This is a genomic window from Paenibacillus tyrphae (assembly GCF_024158745.1).
In the GTDB taxonomy this organism is placed as follows: Bacteria; Bacillota; Bacilli; order Paenibacillales; family NBRC-103111; genus Paenibacillus_G; species Paenibacillus_G tyrfis_A.
Map to the genome: position 1 here is coordinate 89,582 of NZ_JAMZAW010000019.1, position 17,352 is coordinate 106,933.

12 protein-coding genes are annotated in these 17,352 nt (G+C 55.6%); 6 read left to right on the plus strand and 6 right to left on the minus strand.

Annotated elements, in window-relative coordinates; genetic code table 11:
* Positions 1-144: 144 nt before the first annotated feature.
* Positions 145-4,344 (plus strand): S8 family serine peptidase, encoded by a 4,200-nt coding sequence (locus NI000_RS25715; RefSeq protein ID WP_253414229.1) that lies wholly within the window; start codon positions 145-147, stop codon positions 4,342-4,344.
* Positions 4,345-4,444: 100 nt separating this feature from the next.
* Here the strand turns inward: NI000_RS25715 and NI000_RS25720 are convergent, their stop codons facing one another.
* Both NI000_RS25720 and NI000_RS25725 read right to left on the minus strand, forming a co-directional pair.
* Positions 4,445-5,611 (minus strand): glycosyltransferase family 4 protein, encoded by a 1,167-nt coding sequence (locus NI000_RS25720; protein WP_253414230.1) that lies wholly within the window; start codon positions 5,609-5,611, stop codon positions 4,445-4,447.
* Complete coding sequence (locus NI000_RS25725; protein ID WP_253414231.1) at positions 5,608-6,432, minus strand: DUF6492 family protein; 825 nt, start codon at positions 6,430-6,432, stop codon at positions 5,608-5,610. The genes NI000_RS25720 and NI000_RS25725 overlap by 4 nt, the downstream gene beginning before the upstream one ends.
* Before the next feature lie 190 nt (positions 6,433-6,622).
* Here NI000_RS25725 and NI000_RS25730 point away from each other — a divergent pair, with 190 nt between their 5' ends.
* The 4 genes from NI000_RS25730 to NI000_RS25745 all read left to right on the plus strand — a co-directional run bounded on the left by NI000_RS25730 (position 6,623) and on the right by NI000_RS25745 (position 10,290).
* Positions 6,623-7,540 (plus strand): polysaccharide deacetylase family protein, encoded by a 918-nt coding sequence (locus NI000_RS25730; RefSeq protein WP_253414232.1) that lies wholly within the window; start codon positions 6,623-6,625, stop codon positions 7,538-7,540.
* A 63-nt stretch (positions 7,541-7,603) separates the two neighbouring features.
* Positions 7,604-8,263, plus strand: coding sequence for a YjgB family protein (locus NI000_RS25735; RefSeq protein WP_253414233.1), 660 nt, complete (start codon positions 7,604-7,606; stop codon positions 8,261-8,263).
* 175 nt (positions 8,264-8,438) lie between these two features.
* A complete protein-coding gene (locus NI000_RS25740; protein WP_253414234.1) occupies positions 8,439-9,014 on the plus strand; it encodes a sigma-70 family RNA polymerase sigma factor in 576 nt (191 codons plus the stop codon).
* Positions 8,998-10,290 carry a hypothetical protein gene (locus tag NI000_RS25745; protein ID WP_253414235.1) on the plus strand — a complete coding sequence of 431 codons (1,293 nt, stop codon included), beginning with the start codon at positions 8,998-9,000 and terminating at the stop codon, positions 10,288-10,290. The genes NI000_RS25740 and NI000_RS25745 overlap by 17 nt, the downstream gene beginning before the upstream one ends.
* A 106-nt stretch (positions 10,291-10,396) precedes the next feature.
* On the opposite strand, the gene NI000_RS25750 is transcribed toward NI000_RS25745, so the two are convergent.
* Both NI000_RS25750 and NI000_RS25755 read right to left on the minus strand, forming a co-directional pair.
* Complete coding sequence (locus tag NI000_RS25750) at positions 10,397-11,770, minus strand: DUF4179 domain-containing protein (RefSeq protein ID WP_253414236.1); 1,374 nt, start codon at positions 11,768-11,770, stop codon at positions 10,397-10,399.
* A complete protein-coding gene (locus NI000_RS25755) occupies positions 11,767-12,303 on the minus strand; it encodes an RNA polymerase sigma factor (RefSeq protein WP_253414237.1) in 537 nt (178 codons plus the stop codon). The genes NI000_RS25750 and NI000_RS25755 overlap by 4 nt, the downstream gene beginning before the upstream one ends.
* A 151-nt stretch (positions 12,304-12,454) precedes the next feature.
* On the opposite strand from NI000_RS25755, the gene NI000_RS25760 reads away from it, so the two are divergent.
* A complete protein-coding gene (locus NI000_RS25760; protein WP_253414238.1) occupies positions 12,455-14,320 on the plus strand; it encodes an acyltransferase family protein in 1,866 nt (621 codons plus the stop codon).
* 156 nt (positions 14,321-14,476) lie between these two features.
* Here NI000_RS25760 and NI000_RS25765 read toward each other — a convergent pair whose 3' ends face one another.
* Positions 14,477-15,586, minus strand: coding sequence for an N-acetylmuramoyl-L-alanine amidase (locus NI000_RS25765; protein ID WP_253414239.1), 1,110 nt, complete (start codon positions 15,584-15,586; stop codon positions 14,477-14,479).
* Positions 15,587-15,630: 44 nt separating this feature from the next.
* Positions 15,631-17,085, minus strand: a complete 1,455-nt coding sequence (locus NI000_RS25770) for a M14 family zinc carboxypeptidase (protein WP_253414240.1) — start codon at positions 17,083-17,085, stop codon at positions 15,631-15,633.
* Positions 17,086-17,352 lie beyond the last annotated feature (267 nt).

Genomic DNA, 17,352 nt, shown 5'->3' on the forward strand with positions numbered 1-17,352 from the left:
CTATTAGAAGATTTTACTATAATATATGGTATATATTTGAAATAGATGATACAATAAATTCTTGTAAATGCTGTAAAACAAAGCCGAATCGGGGGTGACGATTCACTTCAGCTCTCAAAAATCACAGTGAAAAGGAGTTTTGATATGAGAAGAGCAAAGTTTTCGCGTCTCTCACTGCTGTCTACTCTATTAACCGCAGGTTTAATGATGCAAAGCGTTGCACAAGCGTCGCCTTTGACATCGGTATCCGGCACCCCGTCCAGCATCGTCGATCCGCAAATCATCCGCACTCATTCGTTAAGTCCGAAGGCCAACGCCTTTATTTCCGACAAGCTGGACACCACCTCCACGAACAAGGTGAACGTCATTGTCCAACTGAGCGGACAACCGGTCTCCGTCGGAAAATACGCTGCCGATCTGGGCCAGCAGCAGCTTTCTGCGGAATCAATAGAAAGCGCTATCAATAGCGAACAATCGTCCATGATCAGCTTGGCGAAATCCGAAGGCATCGATTTGAAAGTCAACTATCAATACAATACCGTGCTGAACGGCATGGAAATTACGCTGCCGGCCAACCAGATTCCTGAGCTAGCCACCATCCCCGGCGTCAAGTCGATTCACGAGAACCGGACCTATTATGCTTTGCCCGTCGAAGCTCCACAGCCGGTCGATGCCGTTACCGGCAGCTACGATGTTGCGCCCATCAAACAAATCGGAGCCCAGGATGCTTGGGCCAAGGGCTTGACCGGCAAAGGCTTGAAGGTCGGCGTCATCGACAGCGGCGTCGATTATTTGCACCCGGACTTGAGGAATGCTTATAAGGGCGGGTACAATTCTTCCTTCAATACGCCCGATCCTTATGAGGAGCCTCCCATTCCGAAGGATCAGGACCCGTTTGGAAAAGGCTTCGAGGGTACGTCTCACGGCACGCACGTATCCGGTACGATTGTCGGCCGGGCCAAGAATACGAACACCGATGTGGTCCAAAAAGGCATTGCCTACGAAGCGGACCTCTACGCCTATAAAGTGCTGGCCCGCGACCCTAAAACCGGCCGATCCTCCGGCTCTTCGGCCCAGGTGATCGATGGAATCGAGCGCGCAGTGAAAGACAAAATGGACGTGATCAACCTGTCGCTGGGCTCGGACGAGGAGAAAGACCCGAACTCCCCGGATTCGATCGCGATCAACAATGCTGTACTCGGCGGGATCGTTGCCGTCGTGGCCAGCGGCAATGCGGGAGATAAAGGGCCGTACTTCTACTCGATGGGCTCGCCGGCTTCTTCGCAGCTTGCGATCTCCGTCGGTGCGGTGACCAGCCCGTCCAACCGTTACCAGGCTACGGTAGCCAGCTCCGTGTACGAAGCCGTTTATCAGCTAAACGTAATGGGCTGGAAGACCGGGCAGGAGGACTTTAAAACGATCCTCGGGACAAACCCCATCGATGCCGTATATGTAGGACTCGGACAAGACGACGACTACAAGGGCAAAAACGTGAAGGAAAAAATCGCCTTCGTATCGCGCGGTTCGCTGGCCTTTGTAGACAAAATTAAAAATGCGAAAAAATGGGGAGCCAAAGCCGTCGTGATTTTTAACGGCAATGTCACGAAGGATGCCAACGGCAAGGACATACCGGATCTCTCCCCCAGCATAGACGGACGGAACGGGCATATCGACTCCTTCATAGGAGACGACTTCGAATATATTCCCGCCTTCGACATGTCCGGTCAGCAGGGACGCGCATTGGCCGCTGCCGTGTTGGCCAATCCGACCAAGCCGTTCCGCCTGACGTTCGGCCCAAGCTATCCGCAAACGATCGATCGCGGCGACACGATGGCAACGTTCAGCTCCCGCGGTCCTCTGTCGGATGACAAGCTCAGCATTAAGCCGGATATTAGCGCGCCGGGCGTAAACGTGCTTTCGACTTATCCGGCCTATGGCAAAAGCATTCCCGGCGCCTCTTACGCGCAAGCGTACAAGCGGAGCAGCGGAACCAGCATGGCCACTCCGCACGTAGCGGGCGTCGCCCTGCTTCTGAAGCAGCAGCACCCGGATTGGACTCCGTTCGATATTCGTGCAGCGCTTGCCAATACCGCGGACGGAATCAAAGACACTAAGGGAACGCCATACGATGTGTACTCTCAAGGCGCAGGCCGCATCAACGTGTCGCAGGCGGTCTATACGCCGGCCGTGCTCCAGACGGTGGATCAGATCACCATTCTCGACAAGAACCTGAATTCGCAAGAGGTCGTCAACTACGGCAGCAGCGCCAGCTTCGGGTTGATGGCTGCCGGAAGCATCGCCAAGAAAGAGCAGCTCCAGCTCAAAAACACTTCGGACAAAGCGGTAACGTACAAGGCGTCCGTCAAGCTGCACCCGAACGTCACTTCCGATCCGAACAACCCGGTGAAGACGCCTGACGTGAACAACATCGTCGCGACACTGGAAGGCCTCGGCAGCGGCAATACGGTTTCCGCCGGAGCCAAGTCGACACAGAAATTCTCCCTTTCCGTCGCACCTAAAGCCACAGCCGCAGACGGCGTGTATGAAGGAGAAGTATTGCTGGAAAGCGCCGGATTGCCTTCGCTGCACCTGCCGTTCGTCGTGCATGTCGGCACAAAACGGCCGGACAATGGCTTCGGGCTGCAGGACGTGACACTGACCCGAACCGTCATTACGCCAAGCAAGTCGACGGACGTCTCCGTGACGCTGACGGCGAAAGACGCAAACTATTTGGATCTAAACGTTTACGGTGTGGATGACAAATACGTCGGCACCATGGGACAAATTCTGAATAAAGACGCCGGCGGGAAACCGTTATTGCTTGCTCCGGGAACGTATACGTTCCAGAACATCGACGGCACTTATATTAACGATAAAGTGGATGAAAACGGAAAGCCGATCGTCCAGCGCCTGAAGGAAGGCACGTATAAACTCATGGTCCGCGCCCTCATTCTGGATGCGAAGGGACAGCCGAAACGAGACGCCAACAACGAACTTATTCAATATGTCGCATGGAAAACGCTCCGCTTCAGCAGCAGCACGGACGACAGCAGCACACCGATTAACAGCGGCGGCGGCGGCTTCTATTATGGCGGATCTGTAAGCGGCAGCACGGAGACATCTGGCAGTAATCCTTCTGTCGAAGCGGTCGTGAATCAAGGACAAACCTCCGCTTCGCTGAAACGGACGGTAACGACAGACGGCAACACGCTGACGGCGACCATTACGGACACAGACCTGAAAGCTGCATTAAAAACGGAATCCGGCACGCCGGTTGCCGTGGTCGTCTCCGTCTATGCTACGCCGTCCCAGCAAGTAATCGTCAAGCTGACGCCGGAGCAATTGAATACGCTGAAAGCGTCGGGCGAGCAAAACTCCGTTGTCGTCAGCAACGGGAACGCATCGATTTCGCTCCCCGTTTCGGTATTGAAGCGCATACCAGCAGGGGCAGGGCTGAACGTGGCCGTCCGGTATGATGTAGAACGGGCATCGGCCTTCGCCGACGGATTCCCGGGAGCCAAAGTGACCGGCACGCCGGTATCCTTTGCCGTTAGCGCGGTGAACGGCAGCGATTCGCAGCCGATTTCCGTATCGAACCGCGATTTCCTGAAAAGCTCCTTTGTCGTGAACGGCAGCACCGACGCGAACGCGCTGGGCGTCTTGTATATCGACAACGGAAAGGTATACGCCGTTCCGGCCAACGTCGCTCTGAACAAGGACGGCACGCGAACCGTGACCGTCAACCGCCCGGGCATCTCGACCTATGCGGCTGCAACCCGCGCAATCTCGTTTACGGACATCGACACGTCTTGGGCGCAATCGCACATCCAAGCCTTGGCCAACAAGCTGCTGCTTAACGGAACCTCGGCTTCGGCGTTCTCGCCGAAAGAACAGGTAACCCGTGCGCAATTCTCGGCCATGCTGGTCCGCGCACTCGGTCTGCATGCCGGCTCGAAAGCTCCGTTCCAGGACGTGAGCGCCTCCGACTGGTTTGCCGACGATATTGCTGCCGCCTATGAAGCGGGTCTTGTGAACGGCGTCGAAGAAGGACGGTTCAACCCGCATGCCAGCATCAGCCGCCAAGATTTGGCCGTGATGCTGTCCCGGGCATCGTCCCTGATCCAGCTGACGCCGAAGAGCAATCCTTCGCGCAAGCCGTATGCGGACGCTTCCGAATTTGCCGAGTACGCCAAGAACAGCATCGATTCGGTGACGAAAAGCGGTCTGATGAGCGGCGACGAGATCGACGGAACGCCGCACTTCCATCCGGCCGACCCGACGACCCGGGAAGCTGCCGCAACCGTCCTGTACAATTTGTTGCAGAACGGCAGCTTGATTAACTAAGCGATGGACTAACCTTCCTTACGCAGAAAGCCCCATTGCCTGCTTATCCAGGCAATGGGGCTCTCTTCCTTTTCCGCCCCGCGGGCCGCAAACGCGATTATTACCGGCGTCTTTTCTTCCGGATCGTTCGCTCCACCACCCGCTTCATCCCGGCCCCGGCACGATTCCACGTGAACTTCAGCACGTCCCGCCTGCCTTGTCTTCCTTTCTTTCTACAAACGACACGATTCCGAAAAGCAGCTCTCATCTTCCTCTTCAGGCTGCCGATATCCGGCTCGGCCCAGCGCTGTCCCTTTTGCGCAAACAAATAGCGGAAGTGGCGCGAGATCGAATGCTTGCTTCTCATGCTGACGGACGGGTTTTGCAGCCGGTATTTGACCAGGAACGAATTGCGGCGCTTGACGAAATCCATATGTCCGCCCCAGCCCGTTGCGATGACCGGGACGCCGCTTGCCAGCGATTCGAGAAACGGCAGTCCGACCCCTTCTCCCCTCGTCGGAAGCACGAACGCGGAACCGAGCGTATACACCCCCTTCAGCCGATGCTCCGGCATGCGGCTGGAAATTAAGATTACCGGGGCCGTTTTCCGAAACCCGAGCCTTTTTTTATACCCGTTGATTTTATTTCTGATCCACCTCTCGTTTTCCCGGGAACCGTATCCGTTCGTCTTGATCACCAGCGCGACCTTCTCGGACGGGCCAAATTCTTGCCAGTAAGCTCTTAGCAACCCCTCCGGATTTTTGCGGTGCTGGAAGCCGAAGACGGATACGAAAACAAACCTTCCAGCCGTTCCCCGTACTGCCAGCTTCTTGTTCTGTGGCCTGAACTGCTTTGCGTTGACTCCATGCGGCACGATATAGACCGGCACCTTCACCCCGCTGCGGAGCAGGGCGGCTTTGTTATGCCTGGAGGGAACGAACACGGCGTCGAAGCGGTTAATGTTCGGGAACCAGTTCCGGGGCACGCGCGTTGTCTCCCAGACGGTATTCAATATGATACGGTCGTATTTGCGGCGTTCCTTCCGCAGACGTATCGTATGGGGCAGGTAATGGTAAATTAAAATTTTGCGTTTGCCTGCGGCATGTGGCTTGCGAAACAGACGCACTAAGGCGCTGCCTGCTGCCGGCTTCTTCTTCCCTGCCCTTCCTGCCTCTACCCTCACGTCCACGCCTTGCCGGCTTAAGGCGAGCGCATATTCCCGGCTGGCTCTTCCGATCCCGCCGTGCCTTGTGACAGGGCCCTTCCATGTGACCTGATACGATGTCATTTCCTCAGCCCCTTCGGTTTGAGCGAGTACGCTCTGCGCTTGTGGAAGGAAAGCGACCGGAAGGAGCCGGCCAGTGCTTTGAGGCGCTTCGGCAAAATGCTCTTTACGTTCTGGTTCAAGCTTTTGTTCAAGCATCGTTTGAGCACGACCCCCCTTGGATTGGCGGCATAGACGAAGTTGCCGTACAATTCGAATTCCGAGAAGCCGAACTGCTTCGACCTGTCAATGCTGCGAAGAATGGCTTTATACCAGCGCGTCCCTTGTCTTGCTTCAATTCTCCTTTTCATCCGGGCCAGCTTCGCTTTCTCGAACAGCATATAATGCGCGACGAACGACGTGGGCGCGACGCGTCTGCGACCCAGCAGCCTCCGGCTGACTCTGAAGTATTCGGGATGGCTCCAGCTGCGGCAATAAAACACGGGCTTCCCTTTTTGCCAGAATACGTGCGGGCGGATGAGCACCGTGTCGGCATCCACTGTCAAAAAATACCGATTCGAACCCAGCCTGTCGCCGCTCAGCTTAAGCAGTTGCTGAAGCAGCCACCCGGAGCGTTCCCATCGTTTCGAACGGTAACGGATTTGTTTTTTGGTGATCGGCAGCACCGTCCGCTCATGCACGAATGTGCATTTTTTTTGGGCGCACATCGCCTTGATTCTCGGGCTATTCGGAGAAACGATCATAATTTTGCCGATCGGATGCTTGACCTGCTTCCGGATGGCATCAATGACGAACGGCAAGGTCCCCAGATCTTTGTCAATGGCGGGTATCAGAACATCGATTTTGATCCTGCCGCTCCGGGAACGAGGGGGGGCGAGAGACATCTCTTCATCTCCATTTGCAAGGTTTTGCACCAGTTTATGTCCTGAAGGCAGGATTGGTCCGGGCCCCTGTCCGAGCGCCGGACAGGCGCCCAAAATTTTTGTCGAAATGGGAGAACTTACTTTAAACTTTTTGTCGACTCGACTCGTCAAATGATTTGCAAAGCACGAACCTGTGAAAGAGGAATGCTACATGGCCATACGAATCGTATCCGACCGAAAACTCGTCGTACTCGGCGCTTCGCTGCTCAGCGCCACGACGATTGTAATGTTTAGCCTCCATGCGATGGAGACAAGGCAGCCGCTTTCTCCCGGCCAGCACGAGACCCGAACGCCGGACAACTCGTCTGCAGCAGGGGTAATTCCCGAGCAAGCGACCCACGCAAAATATACGGGAGACCCGAAATCCTCTCAAGAAGCCGGTTCGCCGACAGCGCCGGCCGTGCCGTCTGCCGACGGACGGACGCCGGAGAGTAAGCCGGGAGCCGCGGCGCAGCAAGGAAACTCGGGACCGGTCAAAGCGACGAAGCAAGTGGCGCTGACGTTCGACGACGGCCCGGATACCAAGTATACGCCGCAGGTGCTGGATATTTTGAAGCAGCATGAAGTGAAAGCCACCTTCTTCGTCGTAGGCAGGCAGGTAGTCAATCACCCGGATGTGCTGAAACGCATTCATGACGAAGGCCATGCCATCGGCAATCATTCCTGGGACCATGCGAACCTGACCAAGCTGTCTCCCGACCAGATTCAGAAAGAAATCAAAAACACGGACGAAGCGATCGAAAAAGTGATAGGCTCCTCCACCCCGATGGTCCGGGCGCCTTACGGCGCCGTCACCGCTTCGATCAAGCGCAGCCTGACCTCCGCGGGGCGTCAGCTCGTCAATTGGACGGTCGATACGAAGGATTGGACCGGTGCGGCTGCGGGCGACATGGTAGAGCTTGCCCGCAAGCGAACGAAGAACGGCGGCATCATCCTGATGCACAGCTTCGGCGGGAAAAACGGCAATCTGGACAATACGGTAGAGGCGCTGCCGCTCATGATCGAAGCGTTGAAGCAGGACGGGTATGCCTTCGTCACGGTACCCGACCTTGGGGTAAAGAAAGAGTAAGGCTTGCAATGGCCGATCCGGATCAAGCCGAAATTCATCTCTCAGCAAAGGAGTGTTTGCCGCATGCATACGATTAAGAGAGTGAAGCTGCTCACCGCAGCGGCCGCCGGTCTGCTTGCGCTGACCGCCTGCCAATCCGGCGCGCCGTCCGCAGCGTCCGGAACGTCCAAACCGCCCGAAGCCGCAGCACCATCGCAGCAGCCGGGGGTGGCAACAACGCCCGAAGCCCCGGCCAAGCCTGCACCGTCTTCTCCCGCAGCGCCTTCGAACACGGAGCCTGCCTCCGCGTCCGTCGAAACCCAGCTCAAGGACATGCTGGTCCTCGCGCGCAAAGGTCAGGTGAAAGGCAGCGAATTCGCCGCACACACGGGTTTGATTGACGAAGTCGAAAAAAAATGGGGCAAGGCGGACCAGATCGATTCGGCCGGCAAAGGGTTGTACGCCACCTACAAGAAACGCGGCATCACGTTCGGCTTCAATAAAGGCGAGCTGATCTTCGATGTCCGCTCCTACGATCCGGAGCTTCACAAGCTGACGCTGCCCGCCATTGAGAAGACGCTCGGCAAACCGAAGGAGACGGCGAAGAACGGCGACGATCAGATCTACGTCTATCAAGCAAGCGAGCAGTTCGAGCTGAAATTCGTCATTCCGGCTGCCACCGGCAAGGTCGACCATATTTCCGTTTTCAGTCCGCAGGACACGAAAAACAATATGGCCGGATAACCGGCGAGCTGGAAGCGGTTGATGTTTCGTCAACTGCATTTTGCCCCTTTCTTTCGTCGGACGATCGCAGTACACTGGGTAGAGAAGGTACGGGCCGGGGCCGCTTGGCTGGTTCGGTTCCGTTCCGATTGAACCGGAATGTCGGGGAGATCGTCTAAAATTAGAGGTGGCAGCTTTGGAATCGAATGTCAATTTTGACTATTTGAAATACCTGTCCGCGAGCTCCGACAAGAAAGCCATTTTGAACGAGCTGATGAACGCGTACGGGAAAGACGTATGGAATTACGCCTACAGCATCACACGGAAGTGGGATCAGGCTGACGATATAACCCAAGAGGTTTTCATCAAGGTTTACCGCAATTTGAGCACGTTCCGCAGCGAATCCTCGGTGAAGACGTGGCTGCTCGCCATCACCCGCAACATGACGCTCGATTACCGCAAGGCGGCCTTCTACCGCAAGGTGACGCTCGTTGACTTCATCGCCTCGCGCGGGGAGTACGAGCAGGCCGCCGCTTCTACGGAACACGAGGTGCTTAACAAGATGGCCGTGAACGAGATGTGGGATATGGTGCTGAAGCTGCCCGTCAAATACCGCGAGGTGCTGATCCTGTACGCTCACCACCAGCTGTCCATGAAAGAGATGGCGGAGGTGCTCGGCGTAAGCGAAGGAACGATTAAATCGAGGCTGTTCCACGCACGGGGGAAAATATCGAAGATGAAGGAGAGTCGAAGCCTTGGATCCGATGGATAACGAGCTCAAGAAAGAATTGGCCCGCGGGCCGTTCAGCCAAAACGGGTTCAACGACAACTTGCGCAAGCGCATCGAAGAACGCATCGATAACCACGTCGCCGTGCGCAGACCTCGCAGGTGGAGCGCCTGGAGTGCCGGCGTTTCCGCCGTGCTGGCGTCGGCTCTCGTATTCTTGTTCGTTACGGACAGCCGTCCGCTCCCTCTCGTGCAGCAGGAAGCGGCGGAGAAGCCGGAGCTGCAGCAGCCCGCCGCAGCCTCTCCCGCGCCCCACGGCCCGGATTGGGAAGCCTCCGTCCGGTCGGCGCTGTTGATCGGCCTGCGCTCCGATGCGCCCGCAGCGGAAAACCCTCAGGCTCCCAGCACATACCGCACCGTTCTTATCGCACCGGACCGGAACCGGTTGCAAAAGACGGCCGAAGGCGAAGGCATTCTAATGCCGTATAAGCTTGATTTCTGGAAAATCGAAAATGAGCCGAAAGCAAACGGATCGCAGGAAGCACATACGCTAACGGCCCATGTGGCCTCGGCCAAGCCGAAAACAAGCGGCAGCGCAGACCGCGGAAACCCGGCGCAAACCGTCGTCCGGTCGGAGAAGCTGATGTTCGCCGGCAATCGCTATGTTGCCGTGGCGCAAACGACGGCAGGCAAAAACGGCGCCGCCCCGTCCCCGGCGCAGCAGGACTATGTGTGGGTGAAGGAGCTGGAGCAGCTCGCCTCGGGCCAAAAGACGGCCGCTCCGCTATCGGAGCCGCACGTCACGCTGCACAGCGTATTCGCCGCTGCCGCCACCCCCGTGCTGAAGGAGTTGGAGCCCGCGCCGCCGGTAGGCTCCGGACGCGCGAAGACCGCCACAGCGGATCTTTCTGGCGAGAGCTGGACCATCGCCCGCAAGCAAGGGAAATGGACGGCGCAGCTCGCTTCCTATGACAGCCCGGCAAACGGCGCAGCGGAAGGCCCGGCGTACCGCTTGCGGGAAGTGCCGCTGGCGCTGCCCCAAACGGTCGTCTCCCACGACGAACTGGCCGTTCCCTGGCGCGATATCGTGCGGGTGCAGCCGGGCGCGGTGGATGCCTTCTCCTCCCCGAACCGCGACATGGTCGCCGTCGTCACCGAGCAAAATATTATCATCTATCCGTATGCGGACCAGTGGATTCCGATCCCTCTTATGACGCTGCCGCTCCAGCCGAAGGAATCGGTCGTCATGATTCAATGGGCCATGGGATCTTACGTCGAGCTGTGGAAGCGGCAGGTGAAAACTTACTTGCAGCCGCAGTAAGTGAACCAAGAAGCATGGGACGTGTTCGATTAGCGTCCTTTATGGAAGCAAGTCCGGTCTCCGGAGGCATCATGCCCGGGAACCGGACTTGCTGCGTTATATCGACTTATTCCCAATCGATCGGAATTTTTATTTTCACCGGTTCTTTAGGCTCTTGGGAATACTCGTTAACGATCAGTTGAAATGTAAACCGGTCTGAAGGAAGCTTCGGATATTGCAGCTTGTAGGCGAACGAATCTCTGGAAAGCCGGACGGCATTTGGGGCGGAAACGAAACCTTTGCCCGACGAATCTTCCAAAATAAGAAAAGGTTTCTGATTCGCGGCATCGCTGGCTTCGTAATAGACAACCGTGGAGTCCTCCAGAAATTGGACATCAGTTATCGTAATCGTTCCTCCCCGAGCTCCCTTTAACGTGACCGGCAAGCTTCCGGGACCATGATAATCCGCATACTCCTCCCTCTGATGCAGCGTATTGGATTGCACGCTTGTCGAATCTTTTACCAGTAAAGTAACATAAGCAGGCTTTGGATTAATTTCGGAAAGCGGACTAAAGTTATTACGGACCTCCCCATTTCCTCCCATCCCGCCTGCGTCATCGAAGCGAGTCTCCAGATCATCCTCCAAGAAATAATATAAACTTTCAGTATGGTCTGTCTTGATGACAACTTGGGTGCCAACAGGAGTAAATGTAATTTGATCGACTATAAACTTCTTATCCTCATAAGCGCCGGCAATTTGAGGCCGGACGATTTTGGTAAGCGGTTTGGATTTGTCGAGCGATACCGGAACCGTAACATCCCACTTCCCGTCCGTCGTTCCGATGCGTCGGATCGTAATATGAAGCCGCGCATTCTCCGGCAGCGGTTCGGTATTGAACACTGTCGTCCCGATGAAGGTATGATCACCGGTAATTGTAAATGCATGTGTGCCTATCATCGCAGGGTGAGCATCTTTAAATTTGTACTTGTAATACACGGCGACATCTTCTTCCTTAATCTTCTGCTTTTTGAGATAATCCACTTGATAATTGACTACGAATTGAATCCCGTCGTAGAACACCTCGGCAACGGTAAGCCGAATATCCTGATCCGTCACCGATACGTCAGTTGCCGTACCAAGATTTTGCTTCTCAATCTGATATAGCCCGCTGTCCATACCGCCTCGTACATTTTTATAGAACAAATCGATAAAAAATACTTTTTGCAGAGCAGCGCCTACACTTGGGGAATAGAGGCCGATTCCCGTCAGCAGGATCGCGCAAAGAATAACCGCATATCCTAGAATCATCCCCTTTTTCCGCAGCGTCATGCTCCCCCTGGCTGCTGACGACCGGCTTTTCCCGGCGGATTGCTTGTGAAGCTCCCACAGCTCCTCGAACGTAAAAGAGGGCCTTAGCTGCTTCAAACGGCTTTGCACGGCCTCCGACGATTCCGTAGACCAATCCTGCTCTTTTCCCTTTTGATCGGAATGCAAAGTCATTTAAGCCCCTCCTTGATCGACGTCAGTTGATAGTTCTCGGCCTCGTCGTTCCTTAGCTGTTCAAGCGCCGCATGCAGCCTTGACTTGCATGTTCCCAGACGAATGTTCAACAGGGAGGCGGTCTCCTGCAAAGACAACCCGACATAGTAGACCAGAATAAGGACCTCTCTTCTTTTCGGAGACAAGCGGTTCACCACCTGCCATAGTTCATGCTCGCTTTCGGTTTTTAGGATCAGATCCTCTACGGAATCCGTCCCGGCTTCAACCGGCAGTTGACCGAAAAAGGTAAGCCACCGCTGCTTGCGAAGCGTGCTCCGCACCATATTTAGCGTGATCCTGTACAGCCACGGACGCAAAGGCTTGGCGGGATCGTATAAATGAAATTTCCGGTAAGCGCGCAAAAAGGTTTCCTGCGTAATGTCGTCGGCCAGCATGGTAGACTTGGTCATCATAAGGGCAATCCCGTAGACATAGGGAGAGTGTTCTTCAAACAAAGCCCGCGATTGCTCTTCCGAGATCAAATATTCCTTCAATGAACGATCCTCCGGTTCCCGTATTCACAGTAAATACGCTTTGAAAACGGAAATAGTTCGATGCAGCGCAGATGTAACTTTTTTGTTACAAAATCCGCCTCTTTTCGCTATAAGATGAAGTCCTACGAGCTAAGGAAAGAGGGAAAAAGCTATGCCATCACCGATCGAAGGAAAAAGCCGGTACATGCCCGGAATCGACGGCCTGCGGGCTCTGGCCGTACTGGCCGTCATCGCTTATCACCTTCACCCTGGGTGGGCGCCCGGCGGGCTGCTCGGTGTCGGGATATTTTTCGTCCTGTCCGGTTATCTGATTACGGATTTATTGATCGCCGAATGGCGGAGAGAAGGACGGCTGAATCTGAAAAGCTTCTGGCTGCGGCGCTTCCGGCGGCTGCTTCCGGCCATGCTGGTCCTGCTCTCGGCGGTTGCGGCGTGGATATGGCTGGTCGACCGCTCCCGGCTGCCGGCGCTTCAGGGAGACTTTCTGGCGGCGCTCACCTATGTCAGCAACTGGTGGCTGGTGTACCGCGAGGTATCTTATTTCGAAAGCTTCGGCCCCCCTTCCCCGCTCGGCCATTTCTGGTCACTCGCGGTGGAGGAGCAATTTTATTTGCTGTGGCCCTTGCTGTTGGTGCTTGGCCTGCGCTTGCAGCTCCGGCGGGGCTGGCTTGCCGGAGTCATGCTGCTCGGCGCAACTGCTTCGGCGGCCGCCATGGCGCTGCTGTACGAGCCCGGTACCGATCCGAGCCGGATTTACTACGGAACCGATACGAGAGCGTTCGGCCTGCTGATCGGTGCCGCGCTCGCGGTCGTCTGGCCGAGCGGGAAGCTCTCCGCCGGCACATCCGTCCGCATCAGGCGAATCGTAGATTTGGCCGGGACAGCAGGACTGCTCGCCGTTCTGCTGATGATCGTCCGAAGCGGTCAGTACGATGCCTTTTTATATCGAGGCGGATTCGTACTGTTGTCTCTGGCATCGGCAGTCACGGTAGCGGCGCTTGCCCACCCGTCCGGCCATCTCAGACGCATCTTGGGCTGGCATCCGCTGCGCTGGCTCGGCGTGCGCTCGTACGGCATTTATCTGTGGCATTATCCCGTTATCGTCCTCACCGGTCCGGCAGGCAGCGACGGAATCAGCTTGGCGCACGCCGCCCTGCAGTTGACCGCTACCATCGGACTTGCGGCTTTATCTTGGAAATTCATTGAGGAGCCTATTCGTCGGGGAGGCATGAAAGCTTGGGGGGCGCAGTTGCTCGGCTGGTACCGGAAACGTCTCCCGCAGCAGAGCATGCGATGGGTCGTGTCGGCGCTGCTCATTTTGTTCATCTGCGCTTCCTGCCTGGGAGAAAGCCCGCAGCCGCCTGCCGCTACCAATGCCCTGGCAGAGGGAGCTGCGCCAGCGCTGACACCGGCACCCCAGCCGGATCAAGGAAACGGGACGGGCACGGTGACGGAAGTGTCGGCTCCGAAAACGGATGAAGTCGTCGCTGAAACCGCCCCTCCCGTCGCCCCGGAAGCCGCTCCTGAAGAAGAAGCAGGGGCAGGGATTACCGCGATCGGCGATTCGGTTCTGCTCGGCACCGCTGCGCAGCTGGAGAAGCAGCTGCCCGGTATCGTCATCGACGGCAAGGTCGGAAGACAATTGGCCCAGGCGCAGGAGGTCGCCGACCGGCTCCGGTCGAAAGGAAAGCTCGGTTCCCGGATCATCATCGAGCTGGGCACGAACGGTGCGTTCTCCAAGAAGCAGCTGGAATCGCTGCTGCACTCCCTTTCCGATGCGGAGCAGATCGTGCTGGTGAATACGCGCGTCCCCCGCCCATGGGAGGGAACGGTGAACGACATGCTGAAGGAAGCCCCCGGCCGCTTCACCAATACGACGCTTGTGGATTGGCATGCCGCAAGCTCGGGCAAAGCTTCCTTCTTCGCCTCCGACGGCGTCCACTTGAACGCCGCAGGCTCCGAATATTACGCTTCGCTTCTGGCAAACGCGGTACGCAAGCCTCAAGCACCCAAATGACGCACCGAGACAGAGGCTGGACGGGCAGCTGCCGACGTATTTTACGTAAACTAAGAAAAACCACCGTGTCAGGAAGTCAACCTGAAGACGGTGGTTTCTGCGTAAAAAAATCCTGTGTGCCTTGGGAGTTTCGAAAACAATTTGGTGCGACAAAAGCTATTGAACATCGGCCTGTATCCACACTCTTCCCATCCACGTGTCGATCAAGTACCATCCGTTCCACTGCTCGTATGCCTGTACCTTTTGAGGCGTAAGTCCGCCGACGGGAGCTTTGTCCAGAGGGCTTCGATACATCGCCGTATCCTTTGTAAGCTCAAGAAGCCGCTCCGTTTTTTGCGCCTCAATCGGCATTTGTCCGGCATCCACCCATTTGTCACCTGCCCAGGTGCTCACTTTGCGCCAGTTGCCCCATACCGCGGAGGTTTGTACCGTTTGCGGCGTCAGCGATAGCGCCGTGCGGATCATTTTGCCATTCCGCGATTCGTATAACCGGGCGGTTTCCAGCAAATAAACTCGCCCCTGCTGTTCCCGTTCCGTTCCTTCTGCCTGCGGAGCCATAAAGCTATTGATTCCATTCACAACACCCTGCGTCAATTGATCCAAATAGCCGGCATCTGATAATTTCTCGTCTTCCTCCGGGTTAGTCATGAACCCCATTTCCACCAAAATGGTCGGCACCTCCGACCAATTGAATCCGGACAAATCGGACCGCGGCACAATACCTCGGGAAGCCGCTCCCGTAGCAACCAGCACTTCATTCAATACGTCCTGAGCGGCCTCTTTGCTTTTGGCGAATATCGGCCGGCTCCACTCGCTCCATGCGGGATAAAGCAATGAAATGCCTTTCGTCTTCGAAGAACCGTCCCCGTCGGCATGGACACGAACCGCTAAATCGGCGCGCGCCTGATTGCACATGGCCGCTCTTTCTTTATTGGAGAGGTCCACTTCATGCGTGTCACGGGTCATGCGTACTTGATAACCGAGGGCTTCCAGCTTTGCTTTCATCAGCAGGGATGCCTCCAAGGTTACGACATATTCCGGCTTTTTCGTTTTAACGCCCCGGGTCCCCGAAGTTACCTTAGCCTTCATTTCCTTTGCCCCGGGACCTACGGGCTCAAGCCCGTTGTTCCCATAAAGCTGATGACCGGGGTCCAGACAGATGACCGGCTCATTAGAATTTTTGGCTTCAGCACTGGCCGCCGGACCAACGGACGCACTCAGCAGTAAACCCGTTACGACGACAATAAACCCTAATCGGCGTGTCATTGAAGCTTCACCCTTTCGCTTGCGCTGCGTTTTATGAATCATACTCATTGCGCTTCCGTCCGCTTCTTATACGGTGTCCAGAAGTCTCCTCCCCAAGTATGGATCAAAACCCAATCGTTCCACCGTTCCAGCGTACCGACCTTTTGAGGCGTCAGCATGCCTGCCGGTTCCTGATTCTCCGCACCAGGACGCTTGAATAAAGGTGTCGTGTCCTGCAAATCGATTTCTTGGACGAATTTCTCGGTGTGCCCTTGAAGATAAGATGCCTTATCGAGATGTACCCACTTCGTGCCCAGCCAGGTCGATATCCGGAACCAGCCCCCCATACGGGCATCCGAAACGACCGGTCCGGCGGGAGTCTCGCCCCCTGTAGGAAAAGATTCGTTAGGGCGGTTATATAGCTTGACCGATTCAAGCAGCTGAAGCTTATTCTCCACCGTCTCGATAGGATAGCGTTGTCGCGACAGCTTGTAGCCTTCCGAAGCCAAGTACAAGCCCATCGTCTGATTTTCCGCCCAAATGTCGGTAAACGTCCAGAGAGGCAGCGCCGTCTCCTCATGATACGGCCCCACTTCAGCCGTAAACCCGGGGCGTCCGAATTGAGCGATAAACCAGTCCGTAAATCCTCCCCCGGACGGATAATCCTCCGGCTTGACCATGCTATATCCTGTCATACCACTTAGGGCTGCAGCCATTTTCCGGTCCCGCTCCAAGTTCTCCGGCTTGGTATGAAAATGCCAATACAGGACGCGCCCGGAAGTATGATACGATAAGGCAATTTCCGGATCGGCGTCGTAGGTAAACCGGATCATGCTTTGCGCTTCCGCCGTTTCCGCGGGCTCCGAGCCCTTGTAATTTTTATACATCGGATATTTGGTCGAGTAGCGAATTCCGGTCCATTCCGCGGGATACTGCCGGTTAATGTCTATACCTTGCGCATTGGCTTTCCATCGGCTGAAATCGGAGCTGCCGCCATTCATGCCTAACAGTCCTGGCCTCGCGCCTTCGGAAAAGGCATCGGGTCCCTTTTGCTGAAGCGTCACGCCGTCCGGGTTTACCATCGGAACAAACCAGATCGAGCAGTGATCCAACAAATCCCGAACCACATAGTCGCCATATTTCATATTGTGCTCGTAGGCATAAGCATAGCGGTCGATCATATATAAAATGAGATTCGTGCCCATCCACTCTCTGGCGTGCTGAGACCCGTCAATCAGAACGGATGCTTCGCCTTTGCCCAGCTTGACCGCTATAATCTCCTTACCGTACGCGGTTTTGCCGATCGGCTTGACTTGAATGAGCTCCGGATAGGCTTCCGCCAGCTTACGGATATGCTCTGACATTAAATCGTATGTGTAGGTTTGGTAAGGGCTTACAATTTCTTTGTTGACCGCCGGCTTCTCATCTGCAAAAGCACTCTCATTTCCCAAATAGCCGGTAGCGACGAAGAGCGCCATGACTGCTGCCGCTATCGTTGTTCTTTTCCGTTTTGAATGCAAGCTCATCTCACCTGTCCCATTTCTATAGTCTCATATTAGGACTTATTAACTAGTCATTGCTAGTTCATTATAATAGATTTATGGCATAAAATATATATTTTTTAGGTAAATTTCGACAATTTTCGCATTCGTAAAGAGGTGTAACGCGATCCGCGTTGTCTTCATGTCTTTACACATCCGCAGTTGGCTGTATCGGCCAACGTTAACCGTCAGTGTCCTTCAAAGTTCGCCATGGCCCGCCCCATGAGTCGTTAACAAAAAAAAGAG